Raw genomic sequence first — 15,904 nt, forward strand, 5'->3', positions numbered from 1 at the left:
TACTGCCTTGGGCTCGTTTAGCTGTTTGTTCGGCGGTCATCGATGCCGGCGCTGAGGGACCCAGTATAAAATCAAATGTCGAGATGTCAACTTGAAAATTTAAAATAATTTAATCTATCTCTGATGCCTCCCTTGACATCGTCACGTCGTAAGACCTATCCTTGAATGGTGGCATGAGGCAAAACCGTCAAGAAACAGGAGGTTTGTCATGGTAAGACCCATTCCGGAAGGTTATCATAGCGTAACACCGATGTTCATGTTCAAGGATTGCCGCAAGGCGATCGAGTTCTACAAAAACGCGTTCGGCGCCAAGGAAAGGTACGCCATGCCTGGCCCGGACGGAAACGGGATAATGCATGCGGAGCTGCAGGTGGGCGACTCCATCATCATGATGGGGGACGAATTCCCGCAGCAAAATTGTAAGAGTGCGGAAAGCATGGGGGGCTCTCCGGTCAGCTTCTACATCTACGTAGAGAACGTGGATGCCGCTTTCAGGCGGGCAGTGGAAGCGGGAGCCTCGGTCGAAATGGAGGTGCAGGAAATGTTCTGGGGGGACCGCGCCGGGTCGCTGCTGGACCCGTTCGGTTACAACTGGATGCTCGCGACTCACACCAGGGACCTCACCCCGGAAGAGATCAGCGAGGGGGCAAAGGCGGCATTCTCGGAGATGTCTAAAGGGTAAGAGCTTTCCTTTGCCGCTGCAAAAGGACGCCCATGGCCGTGCGCTTCGCATGCCGGCCGTGGGCGTTTTTTCATTCCGGCGCTATACTCCATCAGGTGATGGAGCCGGGCTGTCATCACTATTCTTGGCCGCCTTTGGAGGTAGCATGCGAGAGATAAAAGACATGGTTTTCATGGTAACCGGCGCCACCGACGGTCTGGGGGAAAAGGTCGCAACCGATCTGGCGGGGAAGGGGGCGACGCTGCTTTTGCACGGCAGGGATCGGGACAAGGGGCGGATGGTGCAGGCGAAGATACACAAGGCGACCGGCAACGACCGCCTCTACTACTACAATGCGGACCTCTCCTCGCTGGACGAGGTAGACGCCCTTGCCGCCTTGGTGTTGAAGAGGTGTTCCCGGCTGGATGTCTTGATCAACAACGCCGGCGCCGGCGCCGGCCCCGACCCTTCGCACCGCCAGGTAAGCTCCGACGGCTTCGAGCTCTGCTTCGCCGTCAACTACCTAGCGCCGTTCCTTCTCACCCGCAGGCTCCTGCCGCTTTTGCGCCGCACGGCAACGGAGGCGGGAGAGGCGCGCATCGTTAACGTCGCTTCGGTGGCGCAAAGGGACATAGATTTCCACGACGTGATGCTGGAAAAGGAGTACGACGGCATGCGCGCTTACGCCCAGAGTAAGCAGGCCCTGATCATGTTCACCATGGACCTGGCTGAAGAACTGGCCGGGACCGGGGTGACGGCCAACGTCCTGCACCCCGCCTCGCTCATGGACACCAACATGGTGCGGGAGTGGTTCGGTGCCGCGCGCACCACGGTGGAGGAAGGGGCGGCTCACGTGGAGCGCCTGGTGCTCACCGAGGATCTGAAAGGGGTCAGCGGGGTCTATTTCGATCAGGGCAGGGAGTCGCGTGTCGCGGAGCAGGCCTACGACCTCGAAGCCAGAAGGCGCCTGCGTGAGCTCAGCTTCAAATGGACCGGGGCCGGGGGCTAAGGCTGATCCCGGCTTTCTTCCTTGTCCGTTACCAGTTCCCAGCGGTCCTGGTCCAGGTCGTGCCGCAGCAGGTACTCCTTTGAATCCTCGGCCCGTACCTTGAAGTAGTTGCCGTCCTGGTCGTACCAGCGGTCCAGTACCTCGGCCACCGCGTGGACGGTCCCGCCTCGTTCAAACGAAGTGGGCCTCTCGTCGGCCTTGTAGCCGGCGTAACAGTTGACCGTTATCTCTTCCGTCTTTGACATAGCACCGTCTCCTTCTCCCATCAGCCGGTTCAGGCGCCAAGGCTCCGTTCGTGCGCGCAAACTCCAGCTTCAGGACTTCTTTATCCCCGCGCTGTCTTGAGGTCCTCCAGGGCGAGTGTTGCGGCATGGTAGCCGCACATGCCGTGGACCCCTCCGCCCGGCGGGGTGCTCGAAGAGCAGAGGTAGTGCCCCTTGAGCGGCGTCCGGTACGGCGAGAAGAGCATCGGTCTCGCCAGGAACTGGCGCAGGTCCTGTACCCCGCCGCTTATGTCCCCTCCGATCAAGTTGCGGTTGTAGCGCTCAAGCTCCATGCAGTTGAAAGTATGGCGGGCCAGCACGAGGCTGCGGAAGCCGGGTGCGAAGCGCTCAACCTGCGCTTCAATGCGCTCGGTCATGTCGACGGTGGAGCCGTGGGGGACATGGCAGTAGGCCCACCCCACGTGCTTTCCCGATGGGGCCCGGCCGGGGTCGAAAAGCGTCGGCTGGGCGAGCAATACGAAGGGGTGCTGCGGATGCGTTCCTTCCGAGACTTCGCGCTCGGCGCGGGAAAGTTCTTCCGGGGTCCCCACCACATGCACGGTAGCCGCCAGGCGGCACCCTTCCGAGGCCCAAGGTATGGGAGCGTCCAGAGCCCAGTCGATCTTGAAGACGCCGGGGCCGTAGCGGAAGGTCTCCAGTTTGCGCCGGTACCGCTCAGGCCATGGGGCGTCGATCTTAAGCAGCTGCCGCGGCGCCAGGTCGAGCATGGTGAGACGGGACTTGGGGAGGTCGTTCAGCGAGGCGATCCAGGCGTCGGTCACGATCTCCCCTCCGAGAGAGCGGAAATAGGAGGCAAGGGCCGCGGACACCATGCGGGAGCCACCCTTCGCCACCGGCCACCCGGCGACGTGCCCCAGTGCGCCGAGTATGAGGCCGAACGCGGAGGATAAAGGCTCGGTAAGCGGCAGGAAGGAGTGCGCCGACATCCCGGCGAAAAGGGCACGCGCTGCGGGCTCCTTGAAGCATTCTTCGCTCATCCGCTTTGCCGGTATGAGACCGCGCAGGCCGAAGAGGAGCATCTCAAGCGGGTGCTGCGGGTAATGCAGCGGCGCCAGGAGGTCCGGCGCAAGCTCCGTCCACTGCCTGACCAGCGGGGACATGAGCCGCAGGTAGGCTCTGCCGTCGCTACCCAGGAGTTCCGCGGTCTTGTCGAGGGAGCGGTAGAGAAGGGCGGAGGTCCCGTCCGGGAGGGGATGCGCCAGCTGAACCTCCGGGTAGATCCATTCCAGCCCGTGTTCGTGGAGGGGGAGCGATAAAAAGAAGGGTGAGGCGACGCCCAGAGGGTGGACGGCGGAGCAGACGTCGTGCCAGAAGCCGGGGAGGGTGAGTTCCTCGGTCCTGGTTCCGCCGCCGATGGTGGGGTATTCCTCGAAGACGGTGACTGAGAGTCCGGCGCGCGCCAGGGTGATTGCGGCGGCGAGGCCGTTGGGACCGGAACCGACCACGACGGCATCGGGGGAAGTGTTTGGCGGCATGATCTCCTCCAGTTGAAACCAGAATCGAAAGCACTTACAAAACCAAAATCAAAGCACCGCCTTTCGGTTTCAGGTCAAAGCCTCTCCAGTTCCTCCAGCAAGCGGGGGATGTCGGGCTGCCCGGCCTGGACCTGGCGGATCTCTCCTTTCTTGTCGATCAGAAAGGTCACCCTCCCCGGCGCATACAGCTTCTGCACCGCTCCCCCCCGGTCGGAGACCAGCGGGAATGAGAGCCCATGCTCCCTGGCAAACTGCGCGTGCGTTTCGAGGTCGTCACTGCTCACGCCCAGGACCTGGGCGCCCAGCTCTTCAAAACGGCCGATCCCGTCCTGAAAAGCCTGTACTTCGGTGGTTCAGCCGGGGGTGAAGTCGGCGAAATAAAAGGCGAGGACCACGTGCTTCTTCCCCTGAAAGTCGGTGAGCCTGATCTGGCCCACGGTGGAAGGCGCCTCGAAAGGGGGCGCCGGATCGCCTGCTGCCGGGGTTTTGGTGCCGATGCTTCCCAGTGCCACCATGGCGGAGGTGGCCAGGGTTCCCAGAATCGATTTTCACACGGGTGACCTCGGTAACGCTTTAAATTTGCAGCCGAATACTGGTCAGCCTAGCACAGAACGAAAGGGGCATAAAGGAAAAGACGCCCCCTGGCATATGGCGCGCTGTTGCCGACGGGTGCTACGCGGACACTGCATGAAGGATGGCAGGGTTAAAATATTATTAGAATGTAACGGTCTTTGTGGCCCAGTCAAGGCTGGAAGGGGCGAGGCCCCTTTGCCCTGGACTCGCCAGAGGCGGCATGGGGAGGGGGAAACGAAGCGGCAAGATGCCGCCCCGGGATCTAGAAGATAAGGAGATGCAGCACGCCGCGCAGCAGGATCCCGAAGAGGGCGCCGATGACGGCGGGACGGACCACGGAACTGCAGCGGGTGCCGGCGGAAGCGAGGACGGCGACGCCGACGATGTCACAGGGGTTGGTGAGAAAACCCGCCATCCGGTTCAATTCGGCGACGGTGATGGCCCCTTCTTTCACCAGGTTGAGGGTCACCCCCATCATGGCGGTCCCTCCCGCCAGGTATTTCGTGGCCAAGGGGAGTACTGCCACCGCGGGGAAGCCGATCAGGGCGAAAAAGGGGCGCAGCGCCGCTTCCAAAAGCGCTATGGCGCCTATCTCTTTCAACGCGTTCACCAGGAAGATGGCCAGGATCAACATGGGGATGGCGCCGATGATGACCTGTACCGCCTCCTGGCCGCCGACGATCATCAGGTTCAGGGCGGTGCTTTTCTTGCCGGCAGCGGCCGGGACGCCGTGGTCTTCATGCTCCCCTCCCTCGTTTCCCAGCGAACGGGTGAGAAGGTAATATGTGAGCGCCGCCGCCGCGAGTCCACCCACGAGCGAGGTCATCATGATGGTCGCAAGGTCGAGTCCCGCGGCGACCATGGGGAAAACCACGTTCGCCTGGGACATGGTGAGCACCATGGCCAGCGTGGCCGCGATGGCGCGCCGGGTGGTCCCGTCCTTCTCCATCACCGAGAAGGTGGCGACCGGCGCGGCGAAGCTCACCAAAAGGAGCTGCAGCATGGCGAACGCCCCGGCACCGGGGACGCCGAAGATCTTGAGCACGGGGCGAAGCCACCTGGCGACCAGGGCGAGGAGACCCCGCGCCTCCGCGAGCTTCATCATGGCCATCATGACCACAAGGACCGGCAACAGGGTGTAAAGCGCCAGATCCAGCGCCGACTTGCCCGAGAGCAGTATGATCCGTATCGCTACTTCCATGCAGTCGCTCCACGATGAGGGAAGGATCATCATTAAAAGAAAAGTTTTGGGAATATACGGTAAATCGTCCCGTTTTGCCAGCAAGATCGGCTCGATAGCGCTTATGGTGTCGGCGATTCTTTCCCTTTGCCGCGCGCTCTCCAAAACTCTTGCCACACCTCGCTGAACTGAGCCCACATAGCTTGCAGGCGCGCATAAGGTAATACGGCGCTTTTCAGCTTGCCTATTCGCCAACAAAGCAATACATTCAGGCCAGTTAGAAATAATCTTCCGGTGGTAACGAAAGAAATATTGGAGACGGTTTTCGATCCTGGGAGAGAGATTTCGAATGTGGCAACAAGGAGCAAATCCCCCCTGTCCCCCCTCGCACCTTCGCAGACCGAAGCGCTACGGCGCGCAGGCCTGTCGCAAAGGGGGGGTCGTAATGGGGGCGCCCTAGCAAAGGGGAAAGGTAATAGCCTCGGCTTGGCAATGTAATAGCCTCAGCTTTGCATAGGGGCTGCAAATCCTGTAAATCCCCCTTTTAAAGTGCCTGGCGACGGAAGTCGCTGACGAAAGGACGTTTCAATGCCGACCGTACTGGTGATAGAGGACGAGAAGGACCTTGCCGAACTGGTGGTGTTCCACCTGGAGCAGGAGGGATATTCCTGCCTCGTGGCGCATGACGGCGCCACCGGGCTTGCCGAGGCGCGCCGCAGCAAGCCGGACCTGATACTTTTGGACCTGATGCTGCCGGGGATGATGGGGACCGAGGTCTGCCGCACCCTGAAGAGGGCCGAGCATACAGCGGGGATCCCGGTCATCATGCTCACCGCGAAAGGGGAGGAGATCGACCGCGTGGTAGGGTTCGAGATGGGGGCCGACGACTACGTGGTGAAACCTTTTTCCACCCGCGAGCTGATGCTGAGGGTGCGGGCCGTCTTGAGGCGCAAGCTTCCCGCTGCCGAAGGGGCCACCATCACGCTGGGGACCCTCTTAATCGACGTGGAGCGCCACCTGGTGCGGGTGGCCGGGGAGGAGGTGCAGCTCACCTCTACTGAATTCAAGCTCCTGATGAACCTGGCGGAGCGCATCGGGCGAGTGCAGAGCCGGGAGCTCCTTTTGCAGAATGTTTGGGGGTACAGCTATCTCGGCGACACGCGCACCGTGGACACGCACATGACCCGCCTGCGTACGAAGCTTGGTGCCGCGGGGGAGCTGATCAAGACGGTCCGCGGCTTCGGCTACAAGCTGGAGGAGTCATGAAGGGGGGCTTTCGCTGGAAGCTGATGGGCTCCTACCTGCTGCTCGTGCTCCTCTTGGGGGCGGGGCTCTACCTCTACCTCGCCGCGAGCCAGGAGACCTCGATGACCCAGGGGACCCGGCAGCATCTGGAGGACGAGGCCCGCATCGCTTCGCTCATGGCGCAAAAGGAGATCCGGGACCTGAAACAGGACGCGCCGGCTTTGACGAGGGCGCTGTCGAAGGCGATTCGGTCGCGGGTGACGGTCATAGCCGGAGACGGCGTCGTCGTCGCGGACTCGGACCTGACCCCGGGCGAATGGGAAAAGCTGGAAAACCACGGCGGCCGTCCCGAGGTGCGGCAGGCGCTCAAGGAGGGGATCGGGAGCGCCATCCGCTACTCCGCGACGCTGCACACCGACATGCTCTACGTCGCCGCTTCCTTCGGGAACCAGGGGGTGGTCCGGCTGGCGCTTCCGCTCTCGGAGCTGGAGCAGGCCAAGGAGCGCCTGAGGAGAAGTCTCGGCGCCGCCCTCGCCGTCGCGGTCCTCGCCTCGCTCCTTTTGTCCTACTTCCTCTCCAACCTCAACTCCAGGAACCTGAGGAGGCTTGCCACCGGAGCCCATCGCATCGGGCGCGGGGAGTTCGGCGCGCGGATCACCGTGCAGAGCCAGGACGAAATGGGCGAACTGGCCCAGGTACTGAACGAGATGTCCGGCCGGATCGAGCAGCAGCTGGAATTGATCTCCTCGGAAAAGAACCAGCTGGACGCGATCCTGAACGGCATGGGGGAAGGGGTGATGGTCACCGACCCGGACGCCGTGGTGACCCTGGTGAACCCCGCCTTTTGCGCCATGTTCGCCACTAGCGCGCAGGTGCAGGGAAGGCCGCTTCTGGAGATCACCCGCCACCCAGACCTTTACGCCGCCTGCCGGGAGGCACTCTCGGAGCGGCAGGAGCGGCACCAGGAGATAGCACTTGCCGGGGGGAAGACGGTGCTGGTGCACTGGGTCCCCTTGAAAGAGGGGGCGAGGCTGCAGGGGGCGGTGGCGGTGTTCCACGACATCACCGCCTTCAAGAGGGTGGAGAAGATCCGCCGCGACTTCGTGGCGAACGTCTCGCACGAGTTGAGAACGCCGGTTACGGTGATCAAGGGGTACGCCGAGACGCTTCTCTCCGGGGCGCTGGCGGCCGACCCGCAGCGGGCCGAGCGCTTCCTGCAGATCATCCAGAACCACGCCGACCGACTCTCCGGCCTGGTCCGCGACCTTCTCACCCTCTCTGAGCTTGAGTCCGGTGAGATGGGGATGCAGCTGAAACCCGTGGCGCTCGACGATGCGATCCGGCAGGCGCTCCTTTTGGTGGGGCAGCGCGGGGAGGAAAAGGGGGTCGAACTGGAGCAGCCGGCGGGGGAGGCTGGGTTGACCGTACAGGCGGACCGCGGCCGCCTGGAGCAGGTGCTGATCAACCTTTTGGACAACGCCATCAAGTACAGCGAGGCCGGGAGCTCGGTAAGCGTGGAGACGGCGCAGGAAGGGGACCTTGTGCGGGTTTCGGTGCGGGACTCTGGGATCGGGATTCCGGAAAAGGACCTGCCGCGCCTCTTCGAGCGCTTCTACCGGGTGGACGAGGCGAGAAGCCGCGACAACGGTGGGACCGGGCTCGGGCTCTCCATCGTGAAGCACATCGTGCAGGCCCACGGCGGCACGCTGGAGGTGAAGAGCACGCAGGGAAAGGGCTCGGTGTTCAGCTTCACGCTGCCCCTGAAGCAATAGGGTTGGAGATCGCTTTTGTTTTAGAGTCAAAGGCATTCACGCGGATCACGCGGATCAAACGGAAACTTCACGGATAACGCCTGCAAGACGGAAATCCTAAAGGTTGATCCGCACAATCCGTGTCTTTTTTGCCTTTTCCGCGTGAGAGGTTTTGACTTCGGTGTTTGTGCCGTTCCCCGACCCATTAAAGCGCGTTTGACTCCCTTTTAATTCCTATTACAGTAGTTGGGTCCTTGTGGATGCTGCCTCTAGGGCAGCCATTTCTTGCACTGCGCGGACGGGGCGCTTTCGCCGTCGGCCGGGACAGTCCCATGAAGCAGGCAGATCCCCAGCCACAGGAGGATTTCCTCTGGCATCGGCTGCGCCTCCCCGAACTGTACCGGACGCTCGACTCGGATCCAAAGGGTCTCAGCTCTGGGAAGGCCGCGGCGCGTCTTTTGCGCTACGGCACAAACGCCATCAGCGTCCCTCCCGGAAGGTCGCTCTACCTGAGGCTTCTGGACAACTTCACCCACCTGATGGCGCTCCTTCTCTGGGCCGGCGGCGCCATGGCGTTCGTCGGCGGGATGCCGGAACTCGGCTGGGCGATCTGGGCGGTGGTGGTGATCAACGCGGTCTTCTCCTTCTGGCAGGAGTCCCGCGCCGAGAAGGCGGTGGAGGCGCTGAAGAGACTCCTGCCGGCCCAGGTGACCGTCCTGCGCGACGGGGAGGAGCGGCTGGTCCCGGCCGAGGAACTGGTCCCCGGGGACCTGGTGCTCCTCTCCCAGGGTGACCGCTGCTCGGCGGATCTCAGGCTCGTCGAGGAATGGGACCTGAGGGTGGACCAGTCGACCCTCTCCGGCGAGTCGCACCCGGCGCGAAAGACGGCCGACCCCGTGCCGGACGAGTCCATTTCCAGAAACGAGTCCCCGAACCTCGTCTTCGCCGGGACCAGCGTTGTCTCCGGCACCGGCCGCGGCGTAGTCTTCGCCACCGGCATGCACACCGAGTTCGGCGGGATCGCGCGCCTCACCTCGGCCACCGCAGACACCCCCTCTCCCCTGCAGCAGGAAATCAACCGGATGACCCGCCTGATCTCCTTCCTGGCGCTCGCCATCGGCGTCGTCTTCTTCCTCCTCTCCGTTATGATCCTGAAACGCGAGATCCACGCCGGCTTCATCTTCGCCGTGGGGATGGTGGTCGCCTTCGTCCCGGAGGGGCTCTTGCCGACGGTGACCCTTTCGCTCGCCATGGCGGTGCAGAGGATGGCCAAAAGGAACGCGCTGGTGAAGCGGCTTTCCTCGGTGGAGGCACTCGGCTGCTGCACGGTGATCTGCACCGACAAGACCGGCACCCTTACCCAGAACGAGATGACGGTGCGCGAGATCTGGCTTCCGGCAGGGGCCTATACCGTCACCGGAGCGGGATACGCCCCGACAGGCGAGATAGTCGCTGGGGACGGTTTCGTGGAGAGGCCGGCACGCGGAGCGATGCGCCGCCTGCTCGTCGCCGCCGGGCTTTGCAACGACGCCCGCGTGGTAGCGCCCGCCGTCGAGGGTTCGGCATGGACCGTGGTCGGGGACCCGACCGAGGCCGCCCTGAAGGTTGCGGCTAGAAAGGGAGGTGTCGACCTCGAAGCGGAGTCGGCCCGCCTGCCGCGCCTGCGCGAGATCCCTTTCGATGCGCAGAGAAAGAGAATGGCGACCGTGCACCGGGAGGGGGAGGGGGAAACGGTCTTCGTCAAGGGGGCTCCTGCCGAGGTGGCGGCACTTTGCCGTGCGGCCTTGAGCGACGGCGACCCCGTAGCGCTTGACGCCGGGCTGAAGCAACGGCTTTCCGAGGCGCTCGACTCCTTCGCCCGCCGCGGCTACCGGGTGCTGGCCGTGGCGGAGCGGCGGCTTCCTGAAGGGGTCACCGACTATGCGGCGCAACTGGTGGAACAAGAACTCCTCTTCCTGGGGCTCGTGGCGATGCACGACCCTCCCAGGCCGCAGGTCGCTTCCGCGGTGAAGAAGTGCCACGAAGCCGGGATCCGCATCATCATGATGACCGGGGACTACGGCCTCACCGCGGAGAGCGTGGCGCGGCGCATCGGGGTGATGAGCGAGGAGAGAAAGTGCCGCCTGGTGAGCGGGGGGGAACTGGACGCAATGGATGACGGGGCGCTTGCCGCGGCGCTTGAAGGCGAGGTGATCTTCGCCCGCGTGGCGCCCGAGCACAAGCTCAGGGTGGTGCAGGCGCTCCAGGCTGCGGGGGAGGTGGTGGCGGTGACCGGCGACGGGGTGAACGACGCGCCGGCGCTCAAGAAGGCGGACATCGGGATCGCCATGGGGCTCGCCGGCACCGACGTCGCCAAGGAGGCCGCCGATATGGTGCTCGTCGACGACAACTTCGCCTCGATCGTGAACGCGGTCGAGGAGGGGCGCGCGGTCTACGCCAACATCAGGAAGTTCGTCACCTACATCCTTACCAGCAACGTCCCGGAGGCCTGGCCCTTCATACTGCAGATCATGCTGAACCTGCCGCTCCCCTTGACCGTGATGCAGGTCCTCGCCATCGATCTCGGCACGGACATGCTGCCGGCGCTCGCCCTGGGGACCGAGCCGCCGGAACAGGGGATCATGGAGCGCCCCCCGCGCCCCCGCAAGGAGCGGCTCATCAACAAAAAACTCCTGGGGCGGGCCTTCCTCTGGCTGGGGAGCATGCAGGCGCTCTTCTGCCTCGCCGGGTTCTTCCTCCTCTACCTGAGCTACGGCTATGAAGAGCTTCTGCATCTGCCGCGCCCGGACCTCCTCCCTTACCGGGAGCGGCTTTTGTCGGCCGATGGCACCGTGTACGTGCTGGCCACCACCATATTCTTCGCCGGTGTCGTCTGTGCCCAGGTCGGCAACGCGTTTGCCTGCCGCACGGACCGGGTCTCGGTCTTCTCGGTCGGCTTTTTCAGCAACCGCTTCCTCCTGGCGGGGATCGTCTTCGAGCTCGCGCTTTGCCTGCTCTTGATCTACCTGCCGCCGCTGCAGCCTGTGTTCGAGGTGGGGGCGCTGCCGGGGAGGTTCTGGGGGATCACCCTCTGTTTCCCGCTGCTCCTTTTGCTGGCCGAGGAGGGGCGCAAGGCGTGGCTGCGGGGACGGGAACAGAAAAAGGGCGCCTTGGGCGCCTCTTCAGAGAAGAGATAGCAGCGGGGAGCCTGCGGGAGGTGTGACATGAAGATCGTCGTGATCGGCTGCGGGAGATTGGGGGCTGGGCTTGCCGAGGCGCTTTCGGCCCGGGGCGTGGAGGTTGCCGTGGTGGACCGGGACCCTGGTGCCTTCGGGCGGCTTTCCCCCACCTTTGGCGGGAGGACTGTGACAGGGGTGGGGTTCGACCGGGAGGTCCTTTTGCAGGCGGGGATCGAGCAGGCGGACGCGCTGGCGGCGGTCACCTCGAGCGACGAGGTGAACGTGGTGACCGCCCGGGTGGCCCGCATCCTGTTCCGGGTCCCCCGGGTCGCGGCGCGGCTCTTCGATCCCGGCAACGAGGAGGTGTACCGGCGCCTGGGGCTCACCACCATCTCCCACGTCACCTGGGGGGTGAACCGGCTCTCCGAGCTCCTCTGCTACTCGCCCCTGCAGACGGTGAAGAGCCTGGGAAGCGGCGAGGTGGAGCTCGTGGAGGTTGAGTTGCCGCAGCTTCTGGCGGGAAGGAGCGTGCGCGAGCTGAGCGTTCCGGGCGAGATCCAGGTGGTGGCGCTGACCCGGCAGGGGCGGACCCTGATACCGACCCCGGGAAGCGAGTTCCGCGCCGGAGACCTGTTGCACCTGGCGCTGCACTCTTCCGGCTCGGGGAGGCTCAAGGAGCTGCTCGGCCTGCAATAGGAGGAATACATGTTCGTCATCATAGTGGGAGGCGGCAAGGTGGGGGAGCATCTGGCTCGGCTGCTGCAAAAAGGAGGGAAGCATGTGCGCCTCGTCGAGCAGAGGGGGGAGAGTATCCCCGCGCTCAAGCGGGATTTGGGGGAGGAGGCGGTGTTTTATGGAAGCGGTACCGATCCGAGGCTCTTGGAGTCGGCGGGGGTGAGGGAGGCGGACGTGGTGGCGGCTGTCACCGGCGCCGACGAGACCAACCTGGTTGTGGCGGGGCTTTGCCGCTCGGAATTCCGGGTGCCGCGCGTGATCGCCCGGGTGAACCACCCGAAGAACCTCTGGATGTTCACCCCGAAGCTCGGCGTCGACGTGGCCTTGAACCAGGCCGACATCCTCTCCCACCTGGTGGCCGAGGAGATGTCGCTGGGTGAGATGATGACCCTCTTGAAGCTGACCAAGGGGGAGTATTCGCTGGTGGAGGAGAAGGTGCATCCGAAGTCGGCGGTGGCGGCAAAGGCGATCAGGGAGATGGAACTCCCGGCGCAGAGCGTCATCGCCGCGGTGATCAGGGGGGGAAAGCTCCTGGTGCCGCGCGGCGACCTGGTGCTGCAGGCAGGCGACGAGGTGCTGGCCGTGGTGCACGCCGCGGAGATCCCGAGGCTCTCGGCCCTTCTGGGCGCCCCGGCAGCGGAGGAGTAGCTGCCCGGAAGTCGTCTACGCAAGAGGCAAATCCCCCCTGTCCCCCCTTCGCAAAGGGGGGGACGCGAGTCCTCGTGCAGCGCTTCATGGCAAAGTTATGCGTGGAATGCCGAACTTATAGTTGTCAATTGTCCATTGTCAATCGTCAATTGCCTCTGCAGTTAGCCGTCAATCGCCTCCGACAGCACCCTCCCTATCTCCCTGGCTGTGTAAGGCTTCACCAGGGTGGCGCAGAAGCCGCAGCTGCGGTACTCGGACATTACGGGATCGTTGGAGTAACCGCTGGAAACGATGAGCCGCGCCGTGGGGTCGAGCGCGAGGATCTGCTGCGCCGCCTCCTTCCCCCCCATCCCTCCCGGGACGGTGAGGTCCATGATCACCGCGGAGTAGCGCTCCCCCCGCGCGCAACCGGCGCGGTAGAGCTCGACCGCCTCCGCGCCGTCGCCGCAGACCTCGACCCGGTAGCCCAGCGCGGCGAGCATGTCCCGGGTAAGCTCCCTGATCATCTCCTCGTCGTCCATGACCACCACGCTTTCTCCACCGCCATGAGCGCGGCCGGCGTGGTCCTGCCCCTCCTCCGCGGCCACGCAGTGCCCGGTGGAGGGGAGGTAGATGGTGAAGGTGGTCCCCTTTTCCAGGACCGAGTCCACGAGGACGATGCCGCCGTGCCTGGCGACGATGGAGTGGGTCGAAGCAAGCCCCAGGCCGGTGCCGCTGGTCTTGGTGGTGAAGTAGGGATCGAAGATCCTTTCCAGGTCCTCCTCGCGGATGCCGCACCCCTGGTCGCTGAAGCTGATCCGCAGATACGGGCCGGGCGCGAGGCCGAAGGGGTTGCCGATTTCCATCACGGTATCCTCCCCGGCGACGGTCAGCGTCCCTCCCCCGGGCATGGCGTGCACGGCGTTGATGACGATGTTGTTGAAGGCCTGGCTTATCTGCCCCTCGTCGGCCTCGATGACGCAGACGTCGTCCGGGATGTCGATCGCCGCCTTGACGTTGGTGCCGCGCAAAACCAGCGAAAGCGACTCCCCGACCAGCGGCTTCACCGAGAACGCCTTCTTGATCGGCTGTCCCCCCCGGGCGAAGGTGAGAAGCTGCGAGGCGAGCTCCGCAGCCCTCTGGCAGGCCTTCTCCGCCTTTGAAAGCGGCGCCGCCGCCTTGTGGCGGGGTTCGAGGGAGAGCTCGGCGAAGGTGATGTTCCCCACGATCCCGGTGAGGATGTTGTTGAAGTCGTGGGCGATACCCCCCGCCAGCACCCCGAGGCTTTCCAGCTTCTGCATGTTGAGCATCTGCGCCTCGATCCGCTTGTTCTCCAGCTCCAGGCGCCTCTCCTGGGTGATGTCCTGCCCCAGCACAAGAAGGTGGGGCTTCCCCTCCACCTCGAAGCGGGAGAGGTGGCAGCGCAGCGTGACGTCGTTTTCCCCGGAGGTCGGCAGTTGCGCCTCGAAGGGGCGCGCGTCGCCGTCGGCGAGGACACTTTCCGCGACCGCGATGAGCCCGCCGTCGCGCCAGGAGGACGAGTTTCTGAAGTTGCGCCCCAGCAGGGCCTCCTTGTCGTTGCCGGAGATGTCGGCGGCGGCCTGGTTCACCAGGATGCAGGCGCCGCTCTCACCGTCGAAAACGGTGATCCCCATCGGGGAATGTGCCAGCAGGGTCTCCACCAGCATGAGCGCCTTCTGCCGGGCCTCGTCCGCCTTGATGCGGTCGGTGATGTCGGAGATGATCCCGACCAGCGCCTGGAGCTTCCCGTCCGGGGTCTCCAGCCTCCTGCCGGAGAGGTAGCCCCAGAACTCCCCGCCTTCCCCGCACCGGTAGCGGCGCTCGGTAGAGGCCTGGTCCACCTCGCCGCGGATCAGCTTCTCCATGAGGGCGCTACCCGTGGCGCACTGCCCGGGGTGGAGATGGCTCAAATAGGAGGAGCCGATCAGTTCGTCGTGCGTGCAGCCGAACATCTCGGCCATCCTCTTGTTGGCGAAGCGGATGATCCCCTCCGGGTCCACCATGATGATCCCTGCCTGCGAGGTCTCGAAGATGACGCGCAGCCGTTCCTCGCTCTCCCTGAAAGCCTCCTCCGCCGCCTTGCGCTCGGCGACCTCCCCCTTCAGGTCCTGGTTCAGCTGCCTGAATTTCATCACGATGACGACCAGCACCACTATCACGGCGCCGCACACGAGCAGTACCCTGAGCACGAGACGGTAGTCGGTCCCCGGGGCCGGGTCGAAGCTCACGCCGGTGGTGTCGAAACCGCGCGGCACCATCCCCAGTTCCTCGAACGATTTGCCGATGTGGCGCCAGCGCGCGGGGTTCTGGTAACCCATCTCCACCAGCGTGGGCTGGATCAGGGACTCCATCTGGTTCGCCTCGAACATGAGCCAGTCGCGGCTTTTTTTGCGGGAGTACTTGGCGAGGATCAGCTCGGCCACTTCGGCCTTGTGGGCCATGGCGTAGCGCCAGCCGTCCAGCGTAGCCTCGCGGAAGGCCTCGACGAATTCGCGCCTGGTGTCGATGTTGGCGCGGGTGGTGAAGAAGTTGTCGCCGTAAAAGTCGATGCCGTAGGTAAGGGGGGAGAAAAGCAGGTAGGGTTCGCCCTTTTGCTCCAGGATGAAGGGCTCGTTGAAGCTGTACCCCATCATGACGTCAGCCTTGCCGTCGATGAGGTCCTGGGGGTCGCCGCTGTGCGGGACCTGCACCAGCTCCTTTTCGTCGACGCCGTTTTGCCGCAAAAGCGTCAGCATGTCGCCGTGCTGGTTGGAGTACATGAACCTGCGGCGCGCCATGTCGGCGAGGGAGTGGATCCCGGTGCGGCGGGGGGTGATCAGCACCCCTGCGGAATGCTGGAAGATCTGCCCCAGCACCACCAGGTCTTCGCCGCGGGCGCGGCGCAAGAGGATCGCCGAGGTCCCCACGCCGAAGTCGGCCCGGCCGGAGAGGACTTCGTCCTCCACCTCGGTTGCCGGCCCACCTTCCTTGATGGTGACGTCGAGGCCGGCCCGGCGGTAGAACCCTTTCTCCAGCGCCGCGTAGTAGCCGGCGAACTGGAAGTGATGCAGCCATTTGAGCTGGAGAGTCGCCTTCTCCAGCGCCTGCGCGGGACAGGGGACGAGGAGCAGGGCGATGAAGGCGAGGGAAATTGCCACAAACTGGGGGCAACGCCCCCGGCGATGGTGGTTCATAACGCGCTCCTC

12 protein-coding genes are annotated in these 15,904 nt (G+C 64.2%); 7 read left to right on the top strand and 5 right to left on the bottom strand.

The window, feature by feature from the left end; translation table 11 throughout:
• Positions 1-208: 208 nt before the first annotated feature.
• The gene (locus GEOBRER4_RS06235) at positions 209-682 is read left to right on the top strand and encodes a VOC family protein (protein WP_185244677.1); all 474 of its coding nucleotides are present in this window, start codon (positions 209-211) and stop codon (positions 680-682) included.
• Positions 683-827: 145 nt separating this feature from the next.
• The gene (locus GEOBRER4_RS06240) at positions 828-1,670 is read left to right on the top strand and encodes an SDR family NAD(P)-dependent oxidoreductase (protein WP_185244678.1); all 843 of its coding nucleotides are present in this window, start codon (positions 828-830) and stop codon (positions 1,668-1,670) included.
• Here the strand turns inward: GEOBRER4_RS06240 and GEOBRER4_RS06245 are convergent.
• The 4 genes from GEOBRER4_RS06245 to GEOBRER4_RS06260 form a co-directional block, all read right to left on the bottom strand.
• Positions 1,667-1,915 (bottom strand): hypothetical protein, encoded by a 249-nt coding sequence (locus tag GEOBRER4_RS06245; protein WP_185244679.1) that lies wholly within the window; start codon positions 1,913-1,915, stop codon positions 1,667-1,669. The genes GEOBRER4_RS06240 and GEOBRER4_RS06245 overlap by 4 nt on opposite strands.
• A gap of 80 nt (positions 1,916-1,995) precedes the next feature.
• Positions 1,996-3,429 (bottom strand): phytoene desaturase family protein, encoded by a 1,434-nt coding sequence (locus GEOBRER4_RS06250; protein WP_185244680.1) that lies wholly within the window; start codon positions 3,427-3,429, stop codon positions 1,996-1,998.
• A 74-nt stretch (positions 3,430-3,503) separates the two neighbouring features.
• Complete coding sequence (locus tag GEOBRER4_RS06255; protein WP_226377904.1) at positions 3,504-3,944, bottom strand: peroxiredoxin; 441 nt, start codon at positions 3,942-3,944, stop codon at positions 3,504-3,506.
• A gap of 320 nt (positions 3,945-4,264) precedes the next feature.
• On the bottom strand, positions 4,265-5,203 hold the full coding sequence (locus GEOBRER4_RS06260; RefSeq protein WP_185244681.1) for a nucleoside recognition domain-containing protein: 939 nt from the start codon (positions 5,201-5,203) through the stop codon (positions 4,265-4,267).
• A gap of 567 nt (positions 5,204-5,770) precedes the next feature.
• Between GEOBRER4_RS06260 and GEOBRER4_RS06265 the strand changes: the two genes are divergently transcribed.
• The 5 genes from GEOBRER4_RS06265 to GEOBRER4_RS06285 all read left to right on the top strand — a co-directional run bounded on the left by GEOBRER4_RS06265 (position 5,771) and on the right by GEOBRER4_RS06285 (position 12,719).
• Entirely contained in the window at positions 5,771-6,448 is a 678-nt protein-coding gene (locus GEOBRER4_RS06265) for a response regulator (protein WP_185244682.1), read from the top strand.
• Positions 6,445-8,199: a two-component system histidine kinase PnpS gene (gene pnpS, locus GEOBRER4_RS06270; RefSeq protein ID WP_185244683.1), complete on the top strand. Its 1,755-nt coding sequence runs from the start codon at positions 6,445-6,447 to the stop codon at positions 8,197-8,199. Before GEOBRER4_RS06265 ends, pnpS begins: the two co-directional genes overlap by 4 nt.
• Before the next feature lie 311 nt (positions 8,200-8,510).
• Positions 8,511-11,354, top strand: coding sequence for a cation-translocating P-type ATPase (locus tag GEOBRER4_RS06275; RefSeq protein ID WP_185244684.1), 2,844 nt, complete (start codon positions 8,511-8,513; stop codon positions 11,352-11,354).
• A 27-nt stretch (positions 11,355-11,381) separates the two neighbouring features.
• A complete protein-coding gene (locus GEOBRER4_RS06280; protein WP_185244685.1) occupies positions 11,382-12,032 on the top strand; it encodes a potassium channel family protein in 651 nt (216 codons plus the stop codon).
• A 9-nt stretch (positions 12,033-12,041) separates the two neighbouring features.
• Positions 12,042-12,719, top strand: a complete 678-nt coding sequence (locus GEOBRER4_RS06285) for a potassium channel family protein (RefSeq protein ID WP_185244686.1) — start codon at positions 12,042-12,044, stop codon at positions 12,717-12,719.
• A gap of 161 nt (positions 12,720-12,880) precedes the next feature.
• Here the strand turns inward: GEOBRER4_RS06285 and GEOBRER4_RS06290 are convergent, their stop codons facing one another.
• The gene (locus GEOBRER4_RS06290) at positions 12,881-15,892 is read right to left on the bottom strand and encodes an ABC transporter substrate-binding protein (RefSeq protein WP_185244687.1); all 3,012 of its coding nucleotides are present in this window, start codon (positions 15,890-15,892) and stop codon (positions 12,881-12,883) included.
• Between the last annotated feature and the right edge of the window lie 12 nt (positions 15,893-15,904).

Source organism: Citrifermentans bremense, from assembly GCF_014218275.1.
GTDB classification, from domain to species: Bacteria; Desulfobacterota; Desulfuromonadia; order Geobacterales; family Geobacteraceae; genus Geomonas; species Geomonas pelophila.